Source organism: Streptomyces sp. NPDC001617 (assembly GCF_053596855.1).
In genome coordinates this window covers 48,054-67,484 of sequence record NZ_JBSFHA010000017.1, presented here as the reverse complement: position 1 = coordinate 67,484, position 19,431 = coordinate 48,054, and the positions used below count along the sequence as shown (strand labels likewise).

At 69.7% G+C, this 19,431-nt stretch carries 16 protein-coding genes; 3 read left to right on the top strand and 13 right to left on the bottom strand.

All coding sequences use genetic code 11. From position 1 onward, the window contains the following. Nucleotides 1-18: 18 nt before the first annotated feature. Genes ACWC09_RS15760 through ACWC09_RS15745 form a run of 4 tightly spaced genes read right to left on the bottom strand, consistent with a single transcriptional unit; the run spans nt 19 to nt 2,996 of the window. A complete protein-coding gene (locus ACWC09_RS15760) occupies nt 19-219 on the bottom strand; it encodes a ferredoxin (protein ID WP_450851092.1) in 201 nt (66 codons plus the stop codon). Between the two features lies 1 nt (nt 220). Then, complete coding sequence (locus tag ACWC09_RS15755; RefSeq protein ID WP_450851091.1) at nt 221-1,435, bottom strand: NADH-ubiquinone oxidoreductase-F iron-sulfur binding region domain-containing protein; 1,215 nt, start codon at nt 1,433-1,435, stop codon at nt 221-223. Beyond that, a complete protein-coding gene (locus ACWC09_RS15750; RefSeq protein WP_450851090.1) occupies nt 1,432-2,013 on the bottom strand; it encodes a ferric reductase-like transmembrane domain-containing protein in 582 nt (193 codons plus the stop codon). The genes ACWC09_RS15755 and ACWC09_RS15750 overlap by 4 nt, the downstream gene beginning before the upstream one ends. Then, on the bottom strand, nt 2,010-2,996 hold the full coding sequence (locus tag ACWC09_RS15745) for an FAD:protein FMN transferase (protein ID WP_450851089.1): 987 nt from the start codon (nt 2,994-2,996) through the stop codon (nt 2,010-2,012). Before ACWC09_RS15745 ends, ACWC09_RS15750 begins: the two co-directional genes overlap by 4 nt. A gap of 45 nt (nt 2,997-3,041) precedes the next feature. Between ACWC09_RS15745 and ACWC09_RS15740 the strand changes: the two genes are divergently transcribed. Beyond that, nucleotides 3,042-3,500, top strand: coding sequence for a hypothetical protein (locus ACWC09_RS15740; RefSeq protein WP_450851088.1), 459 nt, complete (start codon nt 3,042-3,044; stop codon nt 3,498-3,500). A gap of 9 nt (nt 3,501-3,509) precedes the next feature. Here the strand turns inward: ACWC09_RS15740 and ACWC09_RS15735 are convergent, their stop codons facing one another. The 9 genes from ACWC09_RS15735 to ACWC09_RS15695 all read right to left on the bottom strand — a co-directional run bounded on the left by ACWC09_RS15735 (nt 3,510) and on the right by ACWC09_RS15695 (nt 16,013). Continuing rightward, nucleotides 3,510-5,213 (bottom strand): proline--tRNA ligase, encoded by a 1,704-nt coding sequence (locus tag ACWC09_RS15735; RefSeq protein WP_450851087.1) that lies wholly within the window; start codon nt 5,211-5,213, stop codon nt 3,510-3,512. 73 nt (nt 5,214-5,286) lie between these two features. Next, entirely contained in the window at nt 5,287-5,853 is a 567-nt protein-coding gene (locus tag ACWC09_RS15730) for a GNAT family N-acetyltransferase (protein WP_450851086.1), read from the bottom strand. Nucleotides 5,854-5,968: 115 nt separating this feature from the next. Then, complete coding sequence (locus ACWC09_RS15725; protein ID WP_450851085.1) at nt 5,969-6,817, bottom strand: GNAT family N-acetyltransferase; 849 nt, start codon at nt 6,815-6,817, stop codon at nt 5,969-5,971. Between the two features lie 97 nt (nt 6,818-6,914). Further along, nucleotides 6,915-8,744: an alpha-L-fucosidase gene (locus ACWC09_RS15720; protein WP_450851084.1), complete on the bottom strand. Its 1,830-nt coding sequence runs from the start codon at nt 8,742-8,744 to the stop codon at nt 6,915-6,917. 420 nt (nt 8,745-9,164) lie between these two features. Next, nucleotides 9,165-10,322 carry a flavodoxin-dependent (E)-4-hydroxy-3-methylbut-2-enyl-diphosphate synthase gene (gene ispG / locus ACWC09_RS15715; protein ID WP_450851083.1) on the bottom strand — a complete coding sequence of 386 codons (1,158 nt, stop codon included), beginning with the start codon at nt 10,320-10,322 and terminating at the stop codon, nt 9,165-9,167. 167 nt (nt 10,323-10,489) lie between these two features. Beyond that, entirely contained in the window at nt 10,490-11,782 is a 1,293-nt protein-coding gene (locus ACWC09_RS15710) for a M50 family metallopeptidase (RefSeq protein WP_450851157.1), read from the bottom strand. A gap of 8 nt (nt 11,783-11,790) precedes the next feature. Continuing rightward, on the bottom strand, nt 11,791-13,059 hold the full coding sequence (gene dxr / locus ACWC09_RS15705) for a 1-deoxy-D-xylulose-5-phosphate reductoisomerase (protein WP_450851082.1): 1,269 nt from the start codon (nt 13,057-13,059) through the stop codon (nt 11,791-11,793). Between the two features lie 88 nt (nt 13,060-13,147). Then, the gene (locus ACWC09_RS15700; protein ID WP_450851081.1) at nt 13,148-15,091 is read right to left on the bottom strand and encodes an acyl-CoA dehydrogenase family protein; all 1,944 of its coding nucleotides are present in this window, start codon (nt 15,089-15,091) and stop codon (nt 13,148-13,150) included. Nucleotides 15,092-15,203: 112 nt separating this feature from the next. Beyond that, nucleotides 15,204-16,013, bottom strand: coding sequence for a GH12 family glycosyl hydrolase domain-containing protein (locus ACWC09_RS15695; RefSeq protein ID WP_450851080.1), 810 nt, complete (start codon nt 16,011-16,013; stop codon nt 15,204-15,206). Between the two features lie 259 nt (nt 16,014-16,272). Between ACWC09_RS15695 and ACWC09_RS15690 the strand changes: the two genes are divergently transcribed. Further along, complete coding sequence (locus ACWC09_RS15690) at nt 16,273-17,289, top strand: LacI family DNA-binding transcriptional regulator (RefSeq protein WP_450851079.1); 1,017 nt, start codon at nt 16,273-16,275, stop codon at nt 17,287-17,289. Nucleotides 17,290-17,374: 85 nt separating this feature from the next. Further along, nucleotides 17,375-19,420 carry a glycoside hydrolase family 31 protein gene (locus ACWC09_RS15685; RefSeq protein WP_450851078.1) on the top strand — a complete coding sequence of 682 codons (2,046 nt, stop codon included), beginning with the start codon at nt 17,375-17,377 and terminating at the stop codon, nt 19,418-19,420. Nucleotides 19,421-19,431 lie beyond the last annotated feature (11 nt).

The window sequence follows — 19,431 nt, the reverse complement described above, 5'->3', positions numbered from 1 at the left end:
GCGGCCCGTGAAAAGCAGTCACCGCGCCGTGAGTTTCAAGGCAAGGACCGGACAGTCGGCCGCTGCCCTGCGGGCTCGTTTGACCGTGCGGGCCGGGAGCGGGGTGCCGTCGACGAGCGGGTACCCCCACTCGTCCAGCGTGATGTGGTCCGGTAGGAGTTCGGCGCACAAACCGTGGCCCTGGCAAGCCGTCCAGTCGATGTCGATGCGCTGGTCCATGTCAGTTCTCCTGGGGGACGGGGAGCAGGGGGGTGCGGTCGGTCGCGGTGCACAACCCCCTTGCGTGGGCGTCCAGTTCGGTGGTGAAGGTGGTGAGCGCGCTGCGGACCAGGCGGATCGTGCCGTCGGGGTGGTGGCAGGCGCCGCGGCCCTCGACCAGGCCTGCCCAGCGGGAGATGTCGGTGCGGGTCGTGCCCTGGGGGCCGGGGGTGGCCAGGGTCTGGAAGGCCGCGGCCATGCGCGGGAGGCCGTTGAGACAGGGGCCGCACTGGCCTGCCGACTGGAGGGCCAGGTAGCGCAGGACTCGGGCGGTCTCGGTGAGCCCGCAGTGGGTGGTGGGGAGGGCCGCCAGGACGCCGGCGCCCATGGTCGTTGCGTCCAGGGGGAGTTGGGCCGCCTCGGTCGCCGGGAGCCAGGTGCCGTGGTAGCCGCCGAGGAGGACCGCGGATGTCTCGTCGATCGGCACGATCCGGGACAGCGGCATGCCGAACGGCGCTTCCACCACCCGGGGTTGGTATCCCCGCACATGGACCGTGCACAGGGCGCTGCCCGGCTGGGTCGGGGTGCCGGCCGTACGGAACCAGTCGGAGCCGTAGCGGGCGATCAGGGCCAGGTGGGCCAGGGTCTCGACGTTCTGGACGAGGGTGGGGGCCTTGCGGACCCCGCGTTCCCGGACGGGCGGGTTCTGGTGGGTGGGAAGGGCGGCTCCCCCGCCGACGAACTGCGCGAGGGCTGATGCCTGGCCGGAGAGGAAACGCCTCGGGAGCCGTACGACCCGGATCGTGATCGGGTCCTTGCGGTGGGCCGCCACCGACTCCAGGTAGGACACGCCCTCCTCGACCGCGAGGTACGCCTCGGTCGCGCCGACCGCCCGTGCGGCGACCTGGATGCCGTCCAGGACCAGGTGGGGGGAGAGCGCGAGGAGCGTCTTGTCCTTGCGGCTCGCCGGCTCGCCCTCGGCGCCGTTCGCGACGACCACGGGGGCGCGGCCCGTGCGGCGGCCCGCCTCGGCGACCGCGGCGAGCTTACGGTGCACCGGGAACGCCGCTCCGCCTCGGCCGGCCAGGCCGGACGCGGCCACGGATCTCAGAAGGGCGGCCGGATCGTCGTACGGCAGTGGGCCGTAACGCTGTTCGTGGGTGGGCAGGTCGGCCGGGGTGCCGCCGGGAGCGAGCAGGCGCGGGGGCATGTACAGGTCGGTGAAGGTGGCGGTCATGAGCGGGCTCCCTCGGCGGTGCGGAGAAGGGCGGCGGGGGTGCGGCGGGCCGCGCGGGCGGAGTGGGCCACGCGGATGCCTCCGGCGGCCAGGACGGTGGCCGTGCAGGCGATGGTCAGCCAGGTCATCCAGTCGGTGCCGGTGTCCGTGCCGATGCCGATGCCGTGGATCAGGGCGACCGGCCAGGAGGCGTAGGCCAGCCAGTGCAGGGCGCGCCAGGTGCGGTGGCCGAGGCGGTCCCGGAGCAGGCTGGTGATCAGTACCGCCAGCATCAGGTCGAGGGCGACTGTGCCGAGGCCCAGCCAGAGGGGCTGGTAGTCGGAGACGAAGGGGATCAGGACGTCCACGACGGTGATGTCGACATAGCTGTCGATCACCGCGAGTGCGATGTGCAGGGCCAGGAAGGCCGTCGCCGAGAGGGAGAGGGTGCGGTGGAGACTGACCGTGCCGAAGCGGGGGAGGCCGGGGAGCTTGGCGCGGAGTTTTACCGCTATGCCGAGGAGGACGACGACCGTGAAGAGGACGAGGCAGACGGCACCGGTGGCTCGGTTGGCGTACCAGAGGGTTTCGCTTGTCATGCGGCTGCCCCCCGGTGGGGGCCGGTCGCGCCCCTGAGGGTGATGGGCCAGCCCGGGGTGGTGATGACCAGGCCTTCCTGGCTCACCAGCCTCGCCGGAAGGCCCGTCCTCGTCAGCCAGCGCTCCGCGCCCGCCCCCTTCACCAGGGCCGCTGTCGTCGCCGCGTTGGCCTCGGCGCAGGTCGAGGCCGCCACCGACACCGTGCGCCACGGGGTGCGGACCGGCAGGCCCGTGTGGGGGTCGATGATGTGGTGGAGGGTGTGATCGCCGCGGCGCCAGTTGCGGGCCGCCGTGCCCGATGTGGCGAGGCCTCCGCTGTGGAGGCCGACCGTGGCGTGGGGGCCCTCGGTGGGCGTTTCGTCGACCGGGCCGGTGATGTCCTGGACGCGGATCTGCCAGCCGTCGGCCGGCGGCTCCCCCGCCACGGCCGTGTCGCCGCCGAGGCTCACCAGCACTCCGCAGCCCGCTGCCGCCGCGAGCATGGCCGCCGCCTTGTCGGCGGCCCAGGCCTTCGCCGTGGCGCCGAGGTCCAGGCGGACTCCGGTCGGGACGGTGACCGTGCCCGTCCCGCGGTCGAGGTGGACCGTGCGCCAGCCGGGGGCGCGCTTCACGGTGAGGCGGACCGGGCGGTCGTCCTCCTGGACCAGCGTGAAGTCGCGGTCGTAGCCGATCGCGTCCATCGCCGAGCCGACCGTGGGGTCGACGGCGCCGTCGGTCGTCTCGGCCGCGTGCAGGGCGACCGCGAGGGCCTCGGCGAGCAGGGGGCTGACCCGGACCGGGCGGCCCCCGCTGTGGTCGAGGGCGGCGAGTTCGGAGTCGGTGCGGAAGCGGCTGCAGGCCGCGTCGACCTCGGCGAGGTGCCGGGCGAGGAGCAGGTCGCAGGACTCCAGCAGGGCCGGGTCGGTGACGACCAGGCGGACCGTGGTGCCGAGAGCGCGCCACTCGGTGGCCGCCGTGGTGCGGGGCTTCAGTGCGGTGCTCATCACGACGCCCCCGAGGTGGAGTCGGCGGAGCCGCCGGAGGAGGAGGTGAGGCCGCTCGAGGAGGACCAGGAGTTGGAGGAGTTGTCGGAGGAGCTGCTGCTGCTGCTGCTCGACGACGAGCTGTCCGACGAGGACGTGTCGCTCGACGACGAGGACGAACTCGTACCGCTGTTGTCGCTGCTGCCGGACCCGGTGCTGCCGGACCCGGTGCTGCTGGACCCCGTGCTGCTGGACCCCGTGCTGCTGCTCGTCGTCGAGGACGCGGCGCTGGTGTCCGTGTCCATCGCGCCGATCAGCGCGAACACTCCGGCGGCGGCAGCCAGTGTGACCGCCGCGGCTGTCGCCGCGGTGCGCCGCGCTCCTCTGCGGACCGCGGCGACAGCACCTCGTTCCCTGCTTGTCATGGCCGTTCCCTCCCTGGTGACTCTCTGTCACCCACTACGGTCGGGTACGGCCCTGAGAGAAGTCTGTGAGACGCCTTTACGCGCCCCGAGACCTTTCTGAGGACTTCCTTTACGAGGCCAGGCGGGCGATCGCCTCGTCCACCGTCAGCTCCTCGCGCTCGCCGGTCCTACGGTCCTTGAGCTCCAGGACACCCTCGGCGGCGCGCCGGCCCGCGACCAGGATCTTCGGTACGCCGATGAGCTCGGAGTCGGTGAACTTCACGCCCGGCGAGACACCGGCGCGGTCGTCGACCAGGACGCGCAGGCCGGCCGTGCGCAGCTTCTCGGAGACCTCCAGGGCCAGTTCCGTCTGGAGGGCCTTGCCCGCGGCGACCACATGCACATCGGCCGGGGCGACCTCGGCCGGCCAGCACAGGCCCTGCTCGTCGGCGGTCTGCTCGGCGAGGGCGGCGACGGCGCGGGAGACGCCGATGCCGTAGGAGCCCATGGTGACCCGGACCGGCTTGCCGTTCTGGCCGAGGACGTCGAGCTTCAGCGCGTCCGCGTACTTGCGGCCGAGCTGGAAGATGTGGCCGATCTCGATGGCGCGGTCCAGCTTGAGGCCGGTGCCGCACTTGGGGCACGGGTCGCCCTCCTGCACGACGACGACGTCGACGTACTCGTCGACCTCGAAGTCACGGCCCGCGACGACGTTCTTGGCGTGCGTGTGCGCCTTGTTGGCGCCGGTGATCCAGGCGGTGCCGGGGGCCACGCGGGGGTCGGCGATGTACTTGACCTTCTCGCCCAGGCCCTGCGGACCGACGTAGCCGCGGACCAGGTCCGGGCGGCCGGCGAAGTCGCCCTCGGTGACCATCTCGACGACGGCCGGCGCGAAGTGCGCCTCCACCTTGCCCATGTCGACCTCACGGTCGCCCGGCACACCCACGGCGACGATCTCGCCGTCGACCTTCACGAGGAGGTTCTTGAGGGTGTCGGAGGCCTCGACGCCGAGGTGGGCGGCGAGGGTCTCGATGGTCGGGGTGTCGGGGGTCGGGATCTCCTCCAGCGCGGGCACGCCCTCGGCGTCCACCGGCTTCAACTCGTACGTGATCGCCTCGGTGTTGGCCGCGAAGTCGCAGTTGGGGCAGTCCGCGAAGGTGTCCTCGCCGGCCTCGGCCGGGGCGAGGAACTCCTCCGACTTGGAGCCGCCCATCGCGCCCGCGGTGGCGGCGCAGATGCGGTAGTCGAGGCCGAGGCGCTCGAAGACACGCTGGTAGGCCTGGCGGTGCAGGGCGTAGGACTGGGCCAGGCCCTCGTCCGCGGTGTCGAAGGAGTACGAGTCCTTCATCAGGAACTCACGGCCGCGCAGGATGCCGGCCCGCGGGCGGGCCTCGTCACGGTACTTGTGCTGGATCTGGTAGAGGATGACCGGCAGGTCCTTGTAGGAGGACGCCTGGTCCTTCACGAGGAGGGTGAAGATCTCCTCGTGGGTGGGGCCGAGGAGGTAGTCGCCGCCCTTGCGGTCCTGGAGCCGGAACAGCTCGGCGCCGTACTCGTCCCAGCGGCCGGTCGCCTCGTACGGCTCCCTCGGCAGCAGCGCGGGGAGCAGCACCTCCTGGGCGCCGATCGCGTCCATCTCCTCACGGACGATGCGCTCGACGTTGGCGAGGACCTTCTTGCCGAGGGGCAGCCACGACCAGATGCCGGCCGCCGTACGGCGGACATAGCCGGCGCGGACGAGGAGCTTGTGGCTGAGGACCTCGGCGTCCGCCGGGTCGTCGCGCAGCGTCTTCGCCATCAACTGGGACATGCGCTGGACCGGTGCGTTGGCCATGGTTCTCGTACTCCTGCCGGGAAACGGTGATGGCAAGGAGGTTAGCCGGGGTCGCTGTGCCGGTGGAAATCGGTTAACGACGGCGGAGCGGCAGAGGGGCGCCCATCACGGCGTACGGCTTCGGGGCGCTGGGGAAGAGGACCTGGCGAGCCAGGTCCTGGTAGCCGAGGGAGCGGTAGAGGCCGCGGGCGGGGCTGTCGGTGTCGATCGCGGAGAGGATCGAGCGGGGTTCGGTCGCGTCGTCGGTGATGGTGGTGATCAGGGAGCGGCCGATGCCGTGGTTCTGGTGATGGGGGTGGACGTGCAGCTCGGTGATCACGAAGGAGTCGTCCAGCCATTCGTCGTGGCCCTGGGCGCGGAGGTAGGGCTCCACGACGGTGGACCACCAGTGGGTGCGGTCGTTGGGCATGCCGTACACGAACCCCACGAGATGGCCTCCGGCGATTGCGCCGAGGGCTCTTGCGCCGGGGTAGGTCATGTGGCGGAGGACGATCTGGCGGCGGACGGCGATCTCGTCTGCGCCCAGGCCGAAGGCGAGGGCTTGGACGGCGAGGGCTTCGTCGACGTGGGCCGACAAGTCCAGCGGGCTGATCACGATGTCGTCGGGGTGGCGGCGGTGACCGTGACCGGGAAGACGCATGGGGGGAGAGTACAGGGGAGCGGGGGTTGTCGCTCAGGTGCAGGCTGGTGGGGGCTTGTCGCGCCCACGCGGCGGTGGCCGCATACCGATACGGCCCCGCGCCCCCCAGGGGCATCTAGAACAGAACGCTCATGAACGCGCCCACCTCTTGGAAGCCCACCCTGCGGTAGGTCCGCCTCGCCGGGGTGTTGAAGTCGTTGACGTACAGGCTCACCACCGGCGCGATGTCGGCCAGTGCGTACCGCAGGACCGCCGCCATCCCCGGTGCCGCCACTCCCCTCCCCCGGTACTCGGGGGCCACCCAGACGCCCTGGATCTGGCAGGCCTGCGAGGTCGCCGCGCCGATCTCCGCCTTGAAGACGACCTTGCCGTGTTCGTCGACGCGGGCGAAGGAGCGGCCGGAGCCGACGAGTTCGGCGACCCTGGCCTGGTACAACAGCCCCCCGTCTCCCGCCAGTGGCGAGACGCCCACCTCCTCGGTGAACATCGCCACGCACGCCGGCATGATCGTTTCCATCTCGTCCTTGCGGATGCGGCGGACGTACGGGTCCGCGGCGACGGTGTCGGGCATGCGGTCGGTGACCATGAGGGGCTGGTGGGAGCGGACCTCGCGGGCGGGGCCCCAGCTGGGTTCGAGAAGGCGCCAGAGCTGGGTGGTGGGTTCGGCGGGGCCGACGATGGAGGAACAGCGGCGGCCCGCGCGCCGGGCCCGGTCGGCGAAGGCGCGGACGGCGCGCGGGGTGGCGCAGATGGGGACCAGGTTGGCGCCGGCGTAGCAGAGGGAGGTCAGCATGCCCTCCTCGTAGAAGCCCCACATCTCGCCGCCGAGCCGCCACGGGTCGAGGCCCGCGACCTGGACCCGGGACGTCACGAAGGCGTTCACGACCGGCTCGCGGTCGAGGACGGCGAGCGCGGCGTCCAGGTCGCTCGGTTCGAGCACCCGTGAGGTGGTCTGCGTCAACACGTGCGGGCCCTCACCCTGAGGTTCTGCTGATCTCCGCACTGTACCTGCCGAATTTGTGCCGCGCCGCCCCGTGCGGCGACGCGGCAGGACCCGTGCGTCAGCCGTGGCTCGTGGGGTGGCCGTAACCGACCTGTATCTCGTCGATCCGCAGCTGTTGGTAGAACGCGGGCACGGTGGGCGCGGACCAGGTGGTGGGGACGTCGAGCCGGAGGTGGCGGGTGCGGAGGCGGTCGGGCAGGTCGATGAAGCGGATGCCCCGCGCGCTCTCCAGCACCCCGGCCCGCACCTGACTCCACGTCGTCCCGTCATCACTCACGGACACCGTGTAGTCCTTGATCCGCGCGGAGTCCTCTTTCCTTCCGAAGGTCTCCCTGTTGTACGTGGGCGACCACTCGCGCTGGTTGATCCCGAGATAGGCGGCCCTGCGGACATGGCCGAGGTCGAGGGTGTAACTGGCGGGCAGGACACCCTTGTTGTCGGTGTACGTGGTGAAGTCACCGTCGGTGAGAGCGGGTTCGGAGGCCGTGACCGTGCCAACGGGGTAGACGCCCTCCCGCTTGGTCGCGGTGCGCACCTTGAAGACGGTGTCGTACGGGTCCCAGTCGGCGATGCCCTTGATGGTGAGGGTCCCGTCGCCCTGGTCGAAGCGGAGGCGCCGGCCGGTGCGGAGGTCGGTGATCCTGTCGACGCGGTACCCGTTGTCACGGATGCGGACCTGGTCGCCGGTGGTGGGCCGGGTGGTGACGTGGACGTACTGGGTGGTGGCGGGATGGGCGCGGCTGACGGTGATGTATCCGTACGCCCCGTCGTTCCAACTGCCCGGCTGCATACCGCCGTACATGAAGCCGCCGCCGTGAACCCCGTGCAGGGACTGCCAGATGGGCGGGAGGTAGTCCTTCATCAGGTCGAGGAACTTCTCCTGCTGGGGCGGGAAGCGGCCGTTCACCATGGCGGTGAAGTCGGCGAGGGAGAGGATGGAGTTGCCGGCGTTGGCGATGTAGCGGTCGACGTTGAGACCGGTGGACACCGGGCGGTCCTGGCCGTCGTACCACCAACTGCCCGTGTCGGGGACCTTGTAGCAGGACTCGGTGAGGCGCGGCATGGGGGTCCAGATCGCCGACGGCTGGTCGTACGGCGGGGTCATGCCGACCTTCTGCTCATGGGACACCATGTCCATGATCGGGGTGTCCTCGTTGTTGTTGCTCAGGGTCATGTCGGGGCGCAGCTGCCGTATCTGCTCGTACAGCTGGTGCTGTTCCCAGTACTCGTTGTCGTTGTCGATCCAGAAGCCGGACAGCTTCGGGTAGTTGTGCATGACCTCGAAGAAGTTGTCGTACGAGAACTCTCCGAACCCCTCGCGGGTGGTGAGGTCGACGTCGTGGCCCTTGTAGGCGGAGAACTCGGCGGAGTCGAGGGTCTCGACGCCCTGCTCGTCGTGCCACTTGGGGTCGTCGGTCATGTAGAGGATGACCTTGAGGCCCTTCTTGGCGGCCGCGTCGATGAGTTCACCGAGGATGTCGCGCTTCGTCGAGCACGAACCGGGGATCTTCGACGGCCAGGGGCGGGCGTAGCCGAGGCGGGAGTGGAAGGTGGCGAGCACGATGTAGCCGGCCCGGATCTTGCGGGCCTCGTCGACCCAGTAGTCCGGATCCCACCCCCCATCGGTGACGTCCTTCTCCCAGGAGGCACAGTCGAGATGCTTGGGGGCGGTGAACATGCCCCAGTGCAGGAACATCCCGGCGGTGGCGTTGCGGAGGGTGGTCTGGCGGGACGGATGGGCGGAGGCGGTCGCCTTCGTGATGGTCGTCGTCTTCGTGAAGGTCGTCGCCTTCGCGTGGGCGACGGGGGCGGTGGCGAGGAGCAGGGCGACGAGTGCGGTCCAGAGGGCGAGGAGCCCACGGGGATTGCGGAGTCTGCGGCGTCTCATACGGTCACCTTGGTCATCCGATGTATGCGGGGCGCGTACGTTTAGTTCGGGACTAGAGTGCCGGTGCGGCCCATAACTTCCCGCCATACATCGGAGCTGTCAAGGGATTAGGTTGTGCGGTGTGAGTGGTCCTGTCCCTCTGGCGCGCGGACACGGACGGTGCCGACGGGGCGCGGCCGTTCCTGGTCTCCGTCACGGGTCCGGGTGCCGGTGACGTGGAGACCTTCGAGGCGGAGCACGGCGATCACGGGGACCAGGAGTCACCGATCCGGTTCACGCCCGCGCACGCCGTGGACGCGGTCGCCTTCCGCGACGGGCAGGTGGACCGTGTCACCGCCGGTACGGCAGCCGGGATTCCGGCTGCTCACGCAGGGACGGCGAGGGCGGGACCGTTCGGCCCCGCCCGTTCGATACGACGTCTCAGTCGGCGACCGACACCGACGGCTCGCCCGAGGTCACGCCGGCCGCTTCCATCTGCTCGGCCAGCTTCATGGCCTCCTCGATGAGGGTTTCGACGATCTTGGACTCGGGGACCGTCTTGATGACCTCGCCCTTGACGAAGATCTGGCCCTTGCCGTTGCCGGAGGCGACGCCGAGGTCGGCCTCGCGGGCCTCGCCCGGGCCGTTGACGACACAGCCCATGACGGCGACGCGGAGCGGGACCTCCATGCCGGTCAGACCCGCCGTGACCTCCTCGGCGAGCTTGTAGACGTCGACCTGGGCGCGGCCGCAGGACGGGCAGGAGACGATCTCCAGACCGCGCTGCTTGAGGTTCAGGGACTCCAGGATCTGGTTGCCGACCTTGACCTCCTCGACCGGCGGGGCCGAGAGGGAGACGCGGATGGTGTCGCCGATGCCCTGGGAGAGGAGGGCACCGAAGGCGACGGCCGACTTGATCGTGCCCTGGAACGCCGGGCCGGCCTCGGTCACGCCGAGGTGCAGCGGGTACTCGCACTGGGCGGCGAGCTGCCGGTACGCCTCGATCATCACGACCGGGTCGTTGTGCTTGACGGAGATCTTGATGTCCCGGAAGTCGTGCTCCTCGAAGAGGGACGCCTCCCACAGGGCGCTCTCGACGAGGGCCTCCGGGGTGGCCTTGCCGTACTTCTGCAGCAGGCGCCTGTCGAGCGAACCGGCGTTGACCCCGATGCGGATCGGCGTGCCGTGGTCCTTGGCGGCCCGCGCGATCTCCTTGACCTTGTCGTCGAACTGCTTGATGTTGCCGGGGTTGACGCGGACGGCCGCGCAGCCGGCCTCGATGGCCGCGAAGACGTACTTGGGCTGGAAGTGGATGTCGGCGATGACCGGGATCTGGGACTTCTTGGCGATGGTCGCGAGCGCGTCCGCGTCGTCCTGCGTGGGGCAGGCCACGCGCACGATCTGGCAGCCGGAGGCCGTCAGCTCGGCGATCTGCTGGAGCGTCGCGCCGATGTCGGAGGTACGGGTCGTGGTCATCGACTGCACGGACACCGGGGCGTCGCCGCCCACCGCCACGGACCCGACCTGGATCTGCCGGCTCTTGCGCCGTTCGGCGATCTTGGTCGGAACGGACGGCATGCCGAGAGAAATCGCAGTCATCTGCTGTGCAACCCCAAGTCGTGGATCAAGGTCCGGTCCCGGAACAACGGGCTCCAGGCTTCGAGATTACGGCACGCACACAGGCCCGAGCACATCCCACTCATCACCCCACCCATAAGGAGGCGGCCCGGAACCAAGGGTCCCGGGCCGCCGCGAACTCCTGGTGACTAGGTGATTTTCACCGGGTTAACCACGTCCGCCACAAGGACGAGGAGGGTGAAGCAGACGAAGATCCCGGCCACCACATAGGCGACTGGCATCAGCTTCGCCACGTCGAACGGGCCGGGGTCCGGGCGGCGGAGGACCTTTGCCACGCTGCGCCTCAGGGACTCCCACAGGGCGCCCGCGATGTGGCCGCCGTCCAGAGGGAGCAGCGGGAGCATGTTGAAGAGGAACAGGGAGAGGTTGAAGCCGGCGACCAGCATGACGAACATCGCCAACTGCTGGGTGGCCGGGATGTCCAGGGTGAAGATCTCGCCGCCCACTCGGGCCGCGCCGACCACGCCCATCGGGGAGTCGGGCGCCCGCTTGCCGTCTCCGAAGGCCGCGTCCCAGAGGCCGGGGATCTTGCCGGGCAGGCTCGCGATGGAGTCGACGGCGTCGCCGACCCGGTCACCCATCCACGTCACCGACTCGCCGAAGTTCTGCTGGACGATGCCGGTGGCCGCGCTGAAGCCGAGGAAGCCGGCCTTGACGTACTGCCCCTGGACGATCTGGCCGCTGGAGTCCTTCTTGGCGACCTGGTTGGTGGCGATCGTGGCGTGGAGGGTGACCTCCTTGCCCTTGCGGTCGACGATGATCGGGACCGACTTGCCGGGGGTGGAGCGGATCAGGTCGGAGAGCCTGTTCCAGTCGTCCGTCCTGACACCGTCGAAGGAGACGATCTTGTCGCCGGCCTTCAGGCCCGCCGCCGCGGCCGGCGACGCCGGGTCGCTCTTCTTGCAGGTGTCCCGGTTCTGGCTCTGCGCGATCACACACTGCGAGACCGAGCTGACCGTCGTCGTCTGCTGGGAGATGCCGAAGCCCATCAGGACCGTGAGGAACAGCGCCACGGCCAGGATCAGGTTCATGAAGGGGCCCGCGAACATCACGATGACCCGCTTCCACGGGGCCCGGGTGTAGAAGAGGCGGGTCTCGTCGCCCGGCTTCAGCTCCTCGAAGGCCGCCGAGCGGGCGTCCTCGATCATGCCCCGCCAGGGGGAGGTGGAGCGGGCCTCGAGCCTGCCGTCGGGTCCCGGCGGGAACATGCCGATCATGCGGATGTAGCCGCCGAACGGGATGGCCTTGAACCCGTACTCGGTGTCGCCCTTCTTCCGCGACCAGATCGTCGGCCCGAAGCCGACCATGTACTGGGGCACGCGGATGCCGAAGAGCTTGGCCGTGGACAGGTGCCCCAGCTCGTGCCACGCGATCGAGACCAGCAGGCCGAAGGCGAAGACGACTATGCCGAGGATCATCATCAAGGTCGTCATGCACGCGCCTCCGCGGTCGCCGTCGTCGTCTGCGCTGTCAGTTCGCGGGCCCGGGCCCTCGCCCAGGTCTCCGCTTCGAGGACGTCCGACACGGTGAGGGAGGTTCCCGTACGCGGAGTGCCGTGCTCCTCGACCACCCGCGTGACGGTCTCCATGATCCCGTTGAAGGGCAGCGCGCCGGTGCGGAACGCCTCCACGCACTCCTCGTTGGCCGCATTGAACACCGCCGGGGCGGTGCCCGCGAGCTCCCCCACGTGCCTCGCGAGGTCGACCGACGGGAACGCGTCATTGTCGAGCGGGAAGAACTCCCATGTAGACGCCTTGCTCCAGTCGAAGGCCGGTGCCGCGTCCGGGACGCGCTCGGGCCAGCCGAGGCCGATGGCGATCGGCCCCCGCATGTCGGGGGGCGTCGCCTGGGCGATCGTCGATCCGTCCGTGAACTCAATCATCGAGTGGACATACGACTGAGGGTGTACGACCACCTCAATGCGGCTGAAGGGAATGTCATACAGAAGGTGCGCCTCGATCACCTCCAGCCCCTTGTTGACCAAGGTCGCCGAGTTGATCGTGATCACCGGGCCCATGGCCCAGGTGGGGTGCGCGAGGGCGTCCTCGACCGTCACATGCGCCAGCTCCGCCTTCGTACGACCGCGGAACGGACCGCCGGACGCCGTCACCACCAGCTTCCGTACGTCCGCCCTCGTACCGGCCGCGAGCGCCTGGAACAGCGCCGCGTGCTCCGAGTCGACCGGGATGATCTGCCCCGGCTTGGCGAGCGCCTTGACCAGCGGGCCGCCGACGATGAGCGACTCCTTGTTGGCGAGCGCGAGGGTGCGCCCCGCCTCCAGGGCGGCGAGGGTCGGGGCGAGGCCGATGGAGCCGGTGATGCCGTTCAGGACGGTGTGGCAGTCGGAGGCGGCGAGCCGGGTCGCCGCGTCGTGGCCGGCCAGGATCTCGGGGAGCGGCTCCCCTGCGCCGTAGAGGCCGCTCAGCGCCTCGCGCAGCTGCGGTACGACGTCCTCGCGGGCGACCGCGACGGTCCGTACCCGGAGCCGGTGCGCCTGCTCGGCGAGGAGGGCGACCCGGCCGCCGTTGGCGGAGAGCGCGGTGACCCGGAAGCGGTCGGGGTTGCGCAGCACGAGGTCGATGGCCTGGGTGCCGATCGACCCGGTGGAGCCGAGGATCACCACGTCCTTGGGACCGCTGCCCGCCACGGGGTCGTAGACGAGATGCGGGTCGGCGAGGGGGGCTGGACTGTCGCTCATCCCTCCATTGTGGCCGTAAGGACGGTGTGTGAGGACAGCGCGTCCCCCCCTCGGGGGGATCCGGGGGGAACGCACCGTCATCTGTCGCTCACCCGATCGGCCGGTGCACGTTCTCCTTCTCCGAGGGCCCCGGTGTCGCGTCCGCGATCCACGGGCCCTCGCCCGACGGATCGACGATGCCCTCCTCCAGCCATGCGTACGTGCCCGACATGACGCCCTTGACGAGCTTGCGGTCGAGGTCGTCCGTGTTGGTCCACAGCCGGTTGAAGAGCTCCTCGACGCGGATGCGGGCCTGGCGGCAGAAGACGTCGGCGAGCTGGTAGGCCTCGCGGCCGTGCTCACCCTGGCTGCGCAGGAGTTCGGCACGGACGCAGGCCGCGCTCATCGCGAACAGTTCGGCGCCGATGTCGACGATGCGGCCCAGGAAACCCTGCTTGGTCTCCATCTTTCCCTGCCAGCGGGACATGGCGTAGAAGGTGGAGCGGGCGAGCTTGCGGGAGTGGCGTTCGACGAAGCGCAGATGCGGCGAGAGGTCGACCTGGTGCTTGAACTCTCCGTAGGAGACCGGGAGTTGACCCGGTCCCGCGACCAGCTTCGGGAGCCACTTGGCATAGAAGACGCCCGCGTTGGCGCCCGCCTTCGCCTTGTCCTGGAGGGACTTCTCGGGGTCGATCAGGTCGCCGGCGACCGACAGGTGCGCATCCACCGCCTCGCGGGCGATCAGGAGGTGCATGATCTCCGTCGAGCCCTCGAAGATGCGGTTGATACGGAGGTCGCGCAGGACCTGCTCGGCCGGGACCGCGCGTTCCCCGCGGGCGGCGAGGGAGGCCGCCGTCTCGAAGCCGCGGCCGCCGCGGATCTGGACCAGCTCGTCGGCGATCAGCCAGCCCATCTCGGAGGCGTAGAGCTTGGCGAGCGCGCCCTCGATGCGGATGTCGTTGCGGTTCTCGTCGGCCATCTGGCTCGAAAGATCCAGTACGGCCTCCAGTGCGAACGTCGTCGCCGCGATGAAGGAGATCTTCGCACCGACGGCCTCGTGGTGGGCGATCGGCTTGCCCCACTGCTCGCGCGCCGCCGACCACTCACGGGCGATCTTCAGGCACCACTTGCCCGCGGCCACGCAGGAGGCGGGGAGGGAGAGCCGGCCGGTGTTGAGGGTGGTGAGCGCGATCTTGAGACCGGCGCCCTCGGGGCCGATGCGGTTCACCGCCGGGACCCGGACCTGGTGGAAGCGGGTGACGCCGTTCTCGATACCGCGCAGGCCCATGAAGGCGTTGCGGTTCTCGACGGTGATGCCGGGCGAGTTGGTCTCGACGACGAAGGCGGTGATGCCGCCCCTGTGGCCCTCGCTCTTGGGCACCCGCGCCATCACGACCAGCAGGTCGGCGACGACGCCGTTGGTGGTCCACAGCTTCACCCCGTCGAGGACGTAGTCGTCCCCGTCGGGTACGGCCGATGTCGCGAGGCGGGCCGGGTCCGAACCGACGTCCGGCTCGGTCAGCAGGAACGCGCTGATGTCGGTGCGGGCGCACCTCGGCAGGAACTGCTCCTTCTGCTCCTGCGTGCCGAACAGCTTCAGCGGCTGCGGTACGCCGATCGACTGGTGGGCCGACAGCAGCACACCGATCGCCGGGCAGGCCGAACCGGCCAGCGCGAGGGCCTTGTTGTAGTACACCTGGGTGAGGCCGAGGCCACCGTACTTGGTGTCGATCTTCATGCCGAGGGCGCCGATCTCCTTGAGGCCGTTGACGACCTCGTCGGGGATGCGGGCCTCGCGCTCGATCAGCGCCCCGTCGACCTTCGTCTCGCAGAAGTCGCGGAGCTTGGCGAGGAACTCCTCGCCGCGCTGGACGTCCTCCGTGGGCGGAGTGGGGTGCGGGTGGACCAGGTCGAGCCGGAAGCGGCCGAGGAACAATTCCTTGGCGAAGCTGGGCTTGCGCCACTCCTGTTCCCGGGCCGCCTCCGCGACCTCGCGGGCCTCACGTTCGGAGACAGTAGGACGTCCAGCGGAGTCTGTGGGGCTGGCGGACATGAGGCTCACCTCGCCGCGAATCGGGATCTTGGACCGTAATGGGTTACCGACGGGTGCTACCCGATCGTATGTACCCGATCCCGGGCGCCCTCACCACCCTTCGTGCAGCCGTTCAGCCGATGTTGACGGAGTACGTCCTGGTGTCCAGACGCCCCGTGTCCTTGAAAACCTCGGTGCCGGACTCGATGCCGGAGAGGTATTTGTCGTTGCTGAGCAGCTTGCGCCGAACGAGTGCCTGGGTGAAGCCGTCCAGGTCGAGGGTCGCCTTGGTGGTGTTGGTGCGGCGGACGAAGGAGTAGACGTTCCAGCCGATGTTGCCCTGGTAGATGTCCCACATCGAACCGCCCAGGCTGACGCTGCCGTACTTGGTGCCGAGCGGGCCCGCGCCACCCTGGCGGTTGAGCCAGATCATGATCTCGTCGGTGGGCTGGTCCTGCCAGTCCGCGTTGTTCTTGGCGTGCAGCCAGAGGTCGTACGAGACGTTGATGGTCCCGGGGTTCGAGCTGACCGAGAAGTCCCAGGTGGTGGTCACCTTCTTGCGGTCGCCGACGCGGATCGGCAGCCCGGTGCTCGCCTTGTCGACCTTCCAGCCCCAGTGCCAGCCGAGGACCGTGCTCGCGTACGACTTCACGTCCGCGTCGGTGCCCTTGCCGCTGTTGGCCCAGGAGTAGTTCGTGCCCCAGGAGATCGTCGAGCCCGAGTGGGAGTCGTCCCAGACGCACTGGGAGCCGGTGGCCTTGTCCTGGTTCCAGAGGTTGTTGTTCACGTAGTACTTGCCGAGCGTGATCGTGTCGAAGGCCGTGCACTTCTTGTCGGTCTCGCCGGCCTGCGCCACGGTGACACCGGCGGCTGCCGCGAGGGCGACCGCGGAGGCGAGGAGGGTCTTCCTCTTCTTGGACAGGCGCGGTCTGCGGTGTTGCATCGGGGGGTCCTTCCGGGGGACGGTTCGTCTACGCCCCCTCAGTGGCCGCCGACCCGCCGGAGGTTGCCTCGCCGGCGCGGACATCCCCGTACGATCCTTCGAACAAGCCTCATACACGCCCCGCAGGAGAAAAGCTGTCGAAGCGCTTCGACAGACTCTGGACACCCGCCCTCGCCAGAGCTAGTGTCGAACCACCCTCACACCCGCCCCTGTACGTCATGCGCACTGTCGAAGCGCTTCACACCGCTTGGAGAGCTGGATGGTCACCCTCGCCGAGGTCGCCCAGCACGCCGGAGTCTCGGCGAGCACGGTGAGTTATGTCCTCAGTGGCAAGCGGTCCATCTCGACGACCACCCGGCAGCGGGTCGAGCAGTCCATCCGCGAGCTGGGCTACCACCCGAACGCGGGCGCGCGGGCGCTGGCCAGCAGCCGGTCGAACATCATCGCGCTGATGGTCCCGCTGCGCACCGACATGTATGTGCCGGTGATGATGGAGATCGCCATCGCGGTGGCCACGACGGCCCGGACGCACGGCTACGACGTCCTGCTGCTGACCGGCGAGGAGGGTCCGGACGCGGTGCGCCGGGTGACCGGCAGCGGGCTCGCCGACGCGATGATCCTGATGGACGTCGAACTCGACGACGAGCGGCTGCCGTTGCTGCGCGGGACGGATCAACCGTCGGTTCTGATCGGGTTGCCGGCCGACACGACCGGACTCACCTGCGTCGACCTGGACTTCAGGGCGACGGGTGCGCTGTGCGTGGAGCACCTCGCGATGCTCGGTCACCGCGACATCGCTGTCATAGGAGAGGCGCCCGCCGTCTACGAACGGCACACCGGTTTCGCCGAGCGCACGCTCGACGGACTCCGGTCCCGCGCCCAGGAGCTGGGCGTACGGCTGCTGCACCGGCCGTGCGAGGGCGGGTACGACGCGATGGCCGTCACACTCGCCCGCATCCTCGACGAGCGCCCGGGCACCTCCGGGTTCGTCGTGCAGAACGAGTCGGCGGTGGAGCCGCTGCTGGCCCTGCTGCGCCAGCAGGGGCGTGCCGTGCCCGAGGACGTGTCGGTGGTGGCGATCTGCCCGGACCAGGTCGCCGTGCAGGCCTCGGTGCGGCTGACGTCCGTCGCCATCCCGGCGCAGGAGATGGGCCGGTACGCCGTGGAACACCTGGTCGCCAAGCTCGACGGCCGCGGTATGGACGACGTCGTGCTCATCGCACCGGAGTTGACGGTGCGGACGAGCACGGGACCCGCGCCCTCCCGCACTTCCTGACCCCGCTCTTCCTGATCCCGCACTTCCCGGCCCCGCTCTTCGTGTGCCCTGAGGGGCACCTCATGTCCTTTCGGGAGCACCCTTCGTGAACCAGCCTGCCGAAAACCAGCCACAGGTCAGCCTCGCCCAGTCGTCCCCCACCGTCGGCACCTTCCGCGAGCGGGACGGCGCGCTGGAGTGGAGCGGCCGCCAGGAGACGCTCCGTATCGAGCCGTGGGGGCCGGACGCGGTCCGGGTGCGGGCCAGGCTCGGCGGCCCGGTCCTCGACGGGCTGCCGGGCGCCCTGCTCGACACGGCGCCGGCCACCGAGAGCAGTATCAAGATCGGTGACGGGGAAGGGCAGTTGGCCGTCGGCGCGCTCACCGTCGAGGTCGACGCCGAGGGCCTGATCCGCTTCCTGCGCACGGAGGACGGCAGCGAGGTGCTGGCCGAGGAGCGCGCCCACTTCTGGTGGCCGGGGTCACGGCTGTACACCGCCGTCGGCAACGGCCACCACCGCCTGGAGCAGCGCTTCGCCGCCTACGACGACGAGAAGCTGTTCGGCCTGGGCCAGCACCAGCACGGCCGCCTCGACCAGAAGGGCCTGGTCCTGGACCTGGTGCAGCGCAACGCGGAGGTCGGCATCCCGGTGCTGTCGTCGAGCCGCGGCTACACCCTGCTCTGGAACAACCCGGCGATCGGCCGCGTGGAGCTGGCGGGGAACGGGACTCGGTGGGTGGCCGACTCGGCCCGGCAGATCGACTACTGGATCACCGCAGGCAGCCCCGCCGACGGGCAGCGCCGCTACAGCGCGGTGACGGGCCGTACGCCGATGCTGCCGGAGTGGGCGGCGGGCTTCTGGCAGTGCAAGCTGCGGTATCGCTCACAGGACGAACTCCTCGCCGTGGCACGGGAGTACAAGCGCCGGGGCCTTCCGATCTCGGCGATCGTCTGCGACTTCTTCCACTGGACGCACCTCGGTGAGTGGAAGTTCGACCTCGGCGAATGGCCCGACCCGGCGGAGATGGTCCGTGAACTGGAGGAGCTGGGCATCAAGTTGGTGGTCAGCGTGTGGCCGTCGGTGTCGCCGCTGAGTGAGAACCACCCGGTGATGGAGCAGCGCGGCTACTTCATCGGCACGCAGTACGGTCCGATGGCGCACGCCGACTGGCCGGACAAGGGGGTCGCGTCGACGGTCCAGGTGGCCTTCTACGACGCGACGAACCCGGACGCGCGTGAGTTCGTGTGGTCGAAGGTGCGGGACAACTACCTTGTGCCGTACGGCATTTCGGCCTTCTGGCTGGATGCCTGCGAGCCCGAGCTGAAGCCCGGCTTCCAGGAGAACCTGCGGTACCGGGCGGGCCCGGGGCTGGAGGTCGGCAACATCTACCCGGCCGAGAACTCCCGCACCTTCTACGAGGGCCTGCGCGCCGAGGGCGAGGAGGTCGTCACCCTCAACCGGTCGGCGTGGGCGGGGAGTCAGCGCTACGGTGCCGCGCTGTGGTCCGGTGACATCGGTACCGACTTCCCGACGCTGCGACGGCAGATCGCGGCCGGACTCAACACCGCGCTGTCCGGGATCCCCTGGTGGAACACGGACATCGGCGGCTTCCACGGGGGCGACCCGGACGACCCGGCGTATCAGGAGGTCATGGTCCGGTGGTTCCAGTTCGGCGCGCTGTCGCCGCTGATGCGGCTGCATGGGTTCCGGGACCCCGGGATGCCGCTCGGTCCGAAGATGACCGGGGGGCCGAACGAGGTGTGGTCGTACGGCGAGGAGGCGTACGGCGTGCTGGAGAAGTATCTGCGGCTGCGGGAGCGGTTGAAGCCGTATGTGCTGGAGGTCATGCGGGAGGCACATGAGGAGGGATTGCCGGTGATGCGGCCGCTGTTCCTGGAGTTTCCTGAGGATCAGGCGGCCTGGTCGGTCGACGACGCCTATCTCTTCGGGCGGGATCTGTTGGTGGCGCCGGTGTTGACGGCTGGGGCGACGGCTCGGACGACGTATCTGCCGGCGGGGGCGAGTTGGACCGACGCGTGGACCGGGGAGACGTATGAGGGTGGGGCGGCCGTGACGGTGGATGCGCCGTTGGATCGGATTCCGCTGTTCCTGCGGGACGGGGTGCGGTTGCCCATTGGGGTGATGGAGTAGGTCGTTCGGCG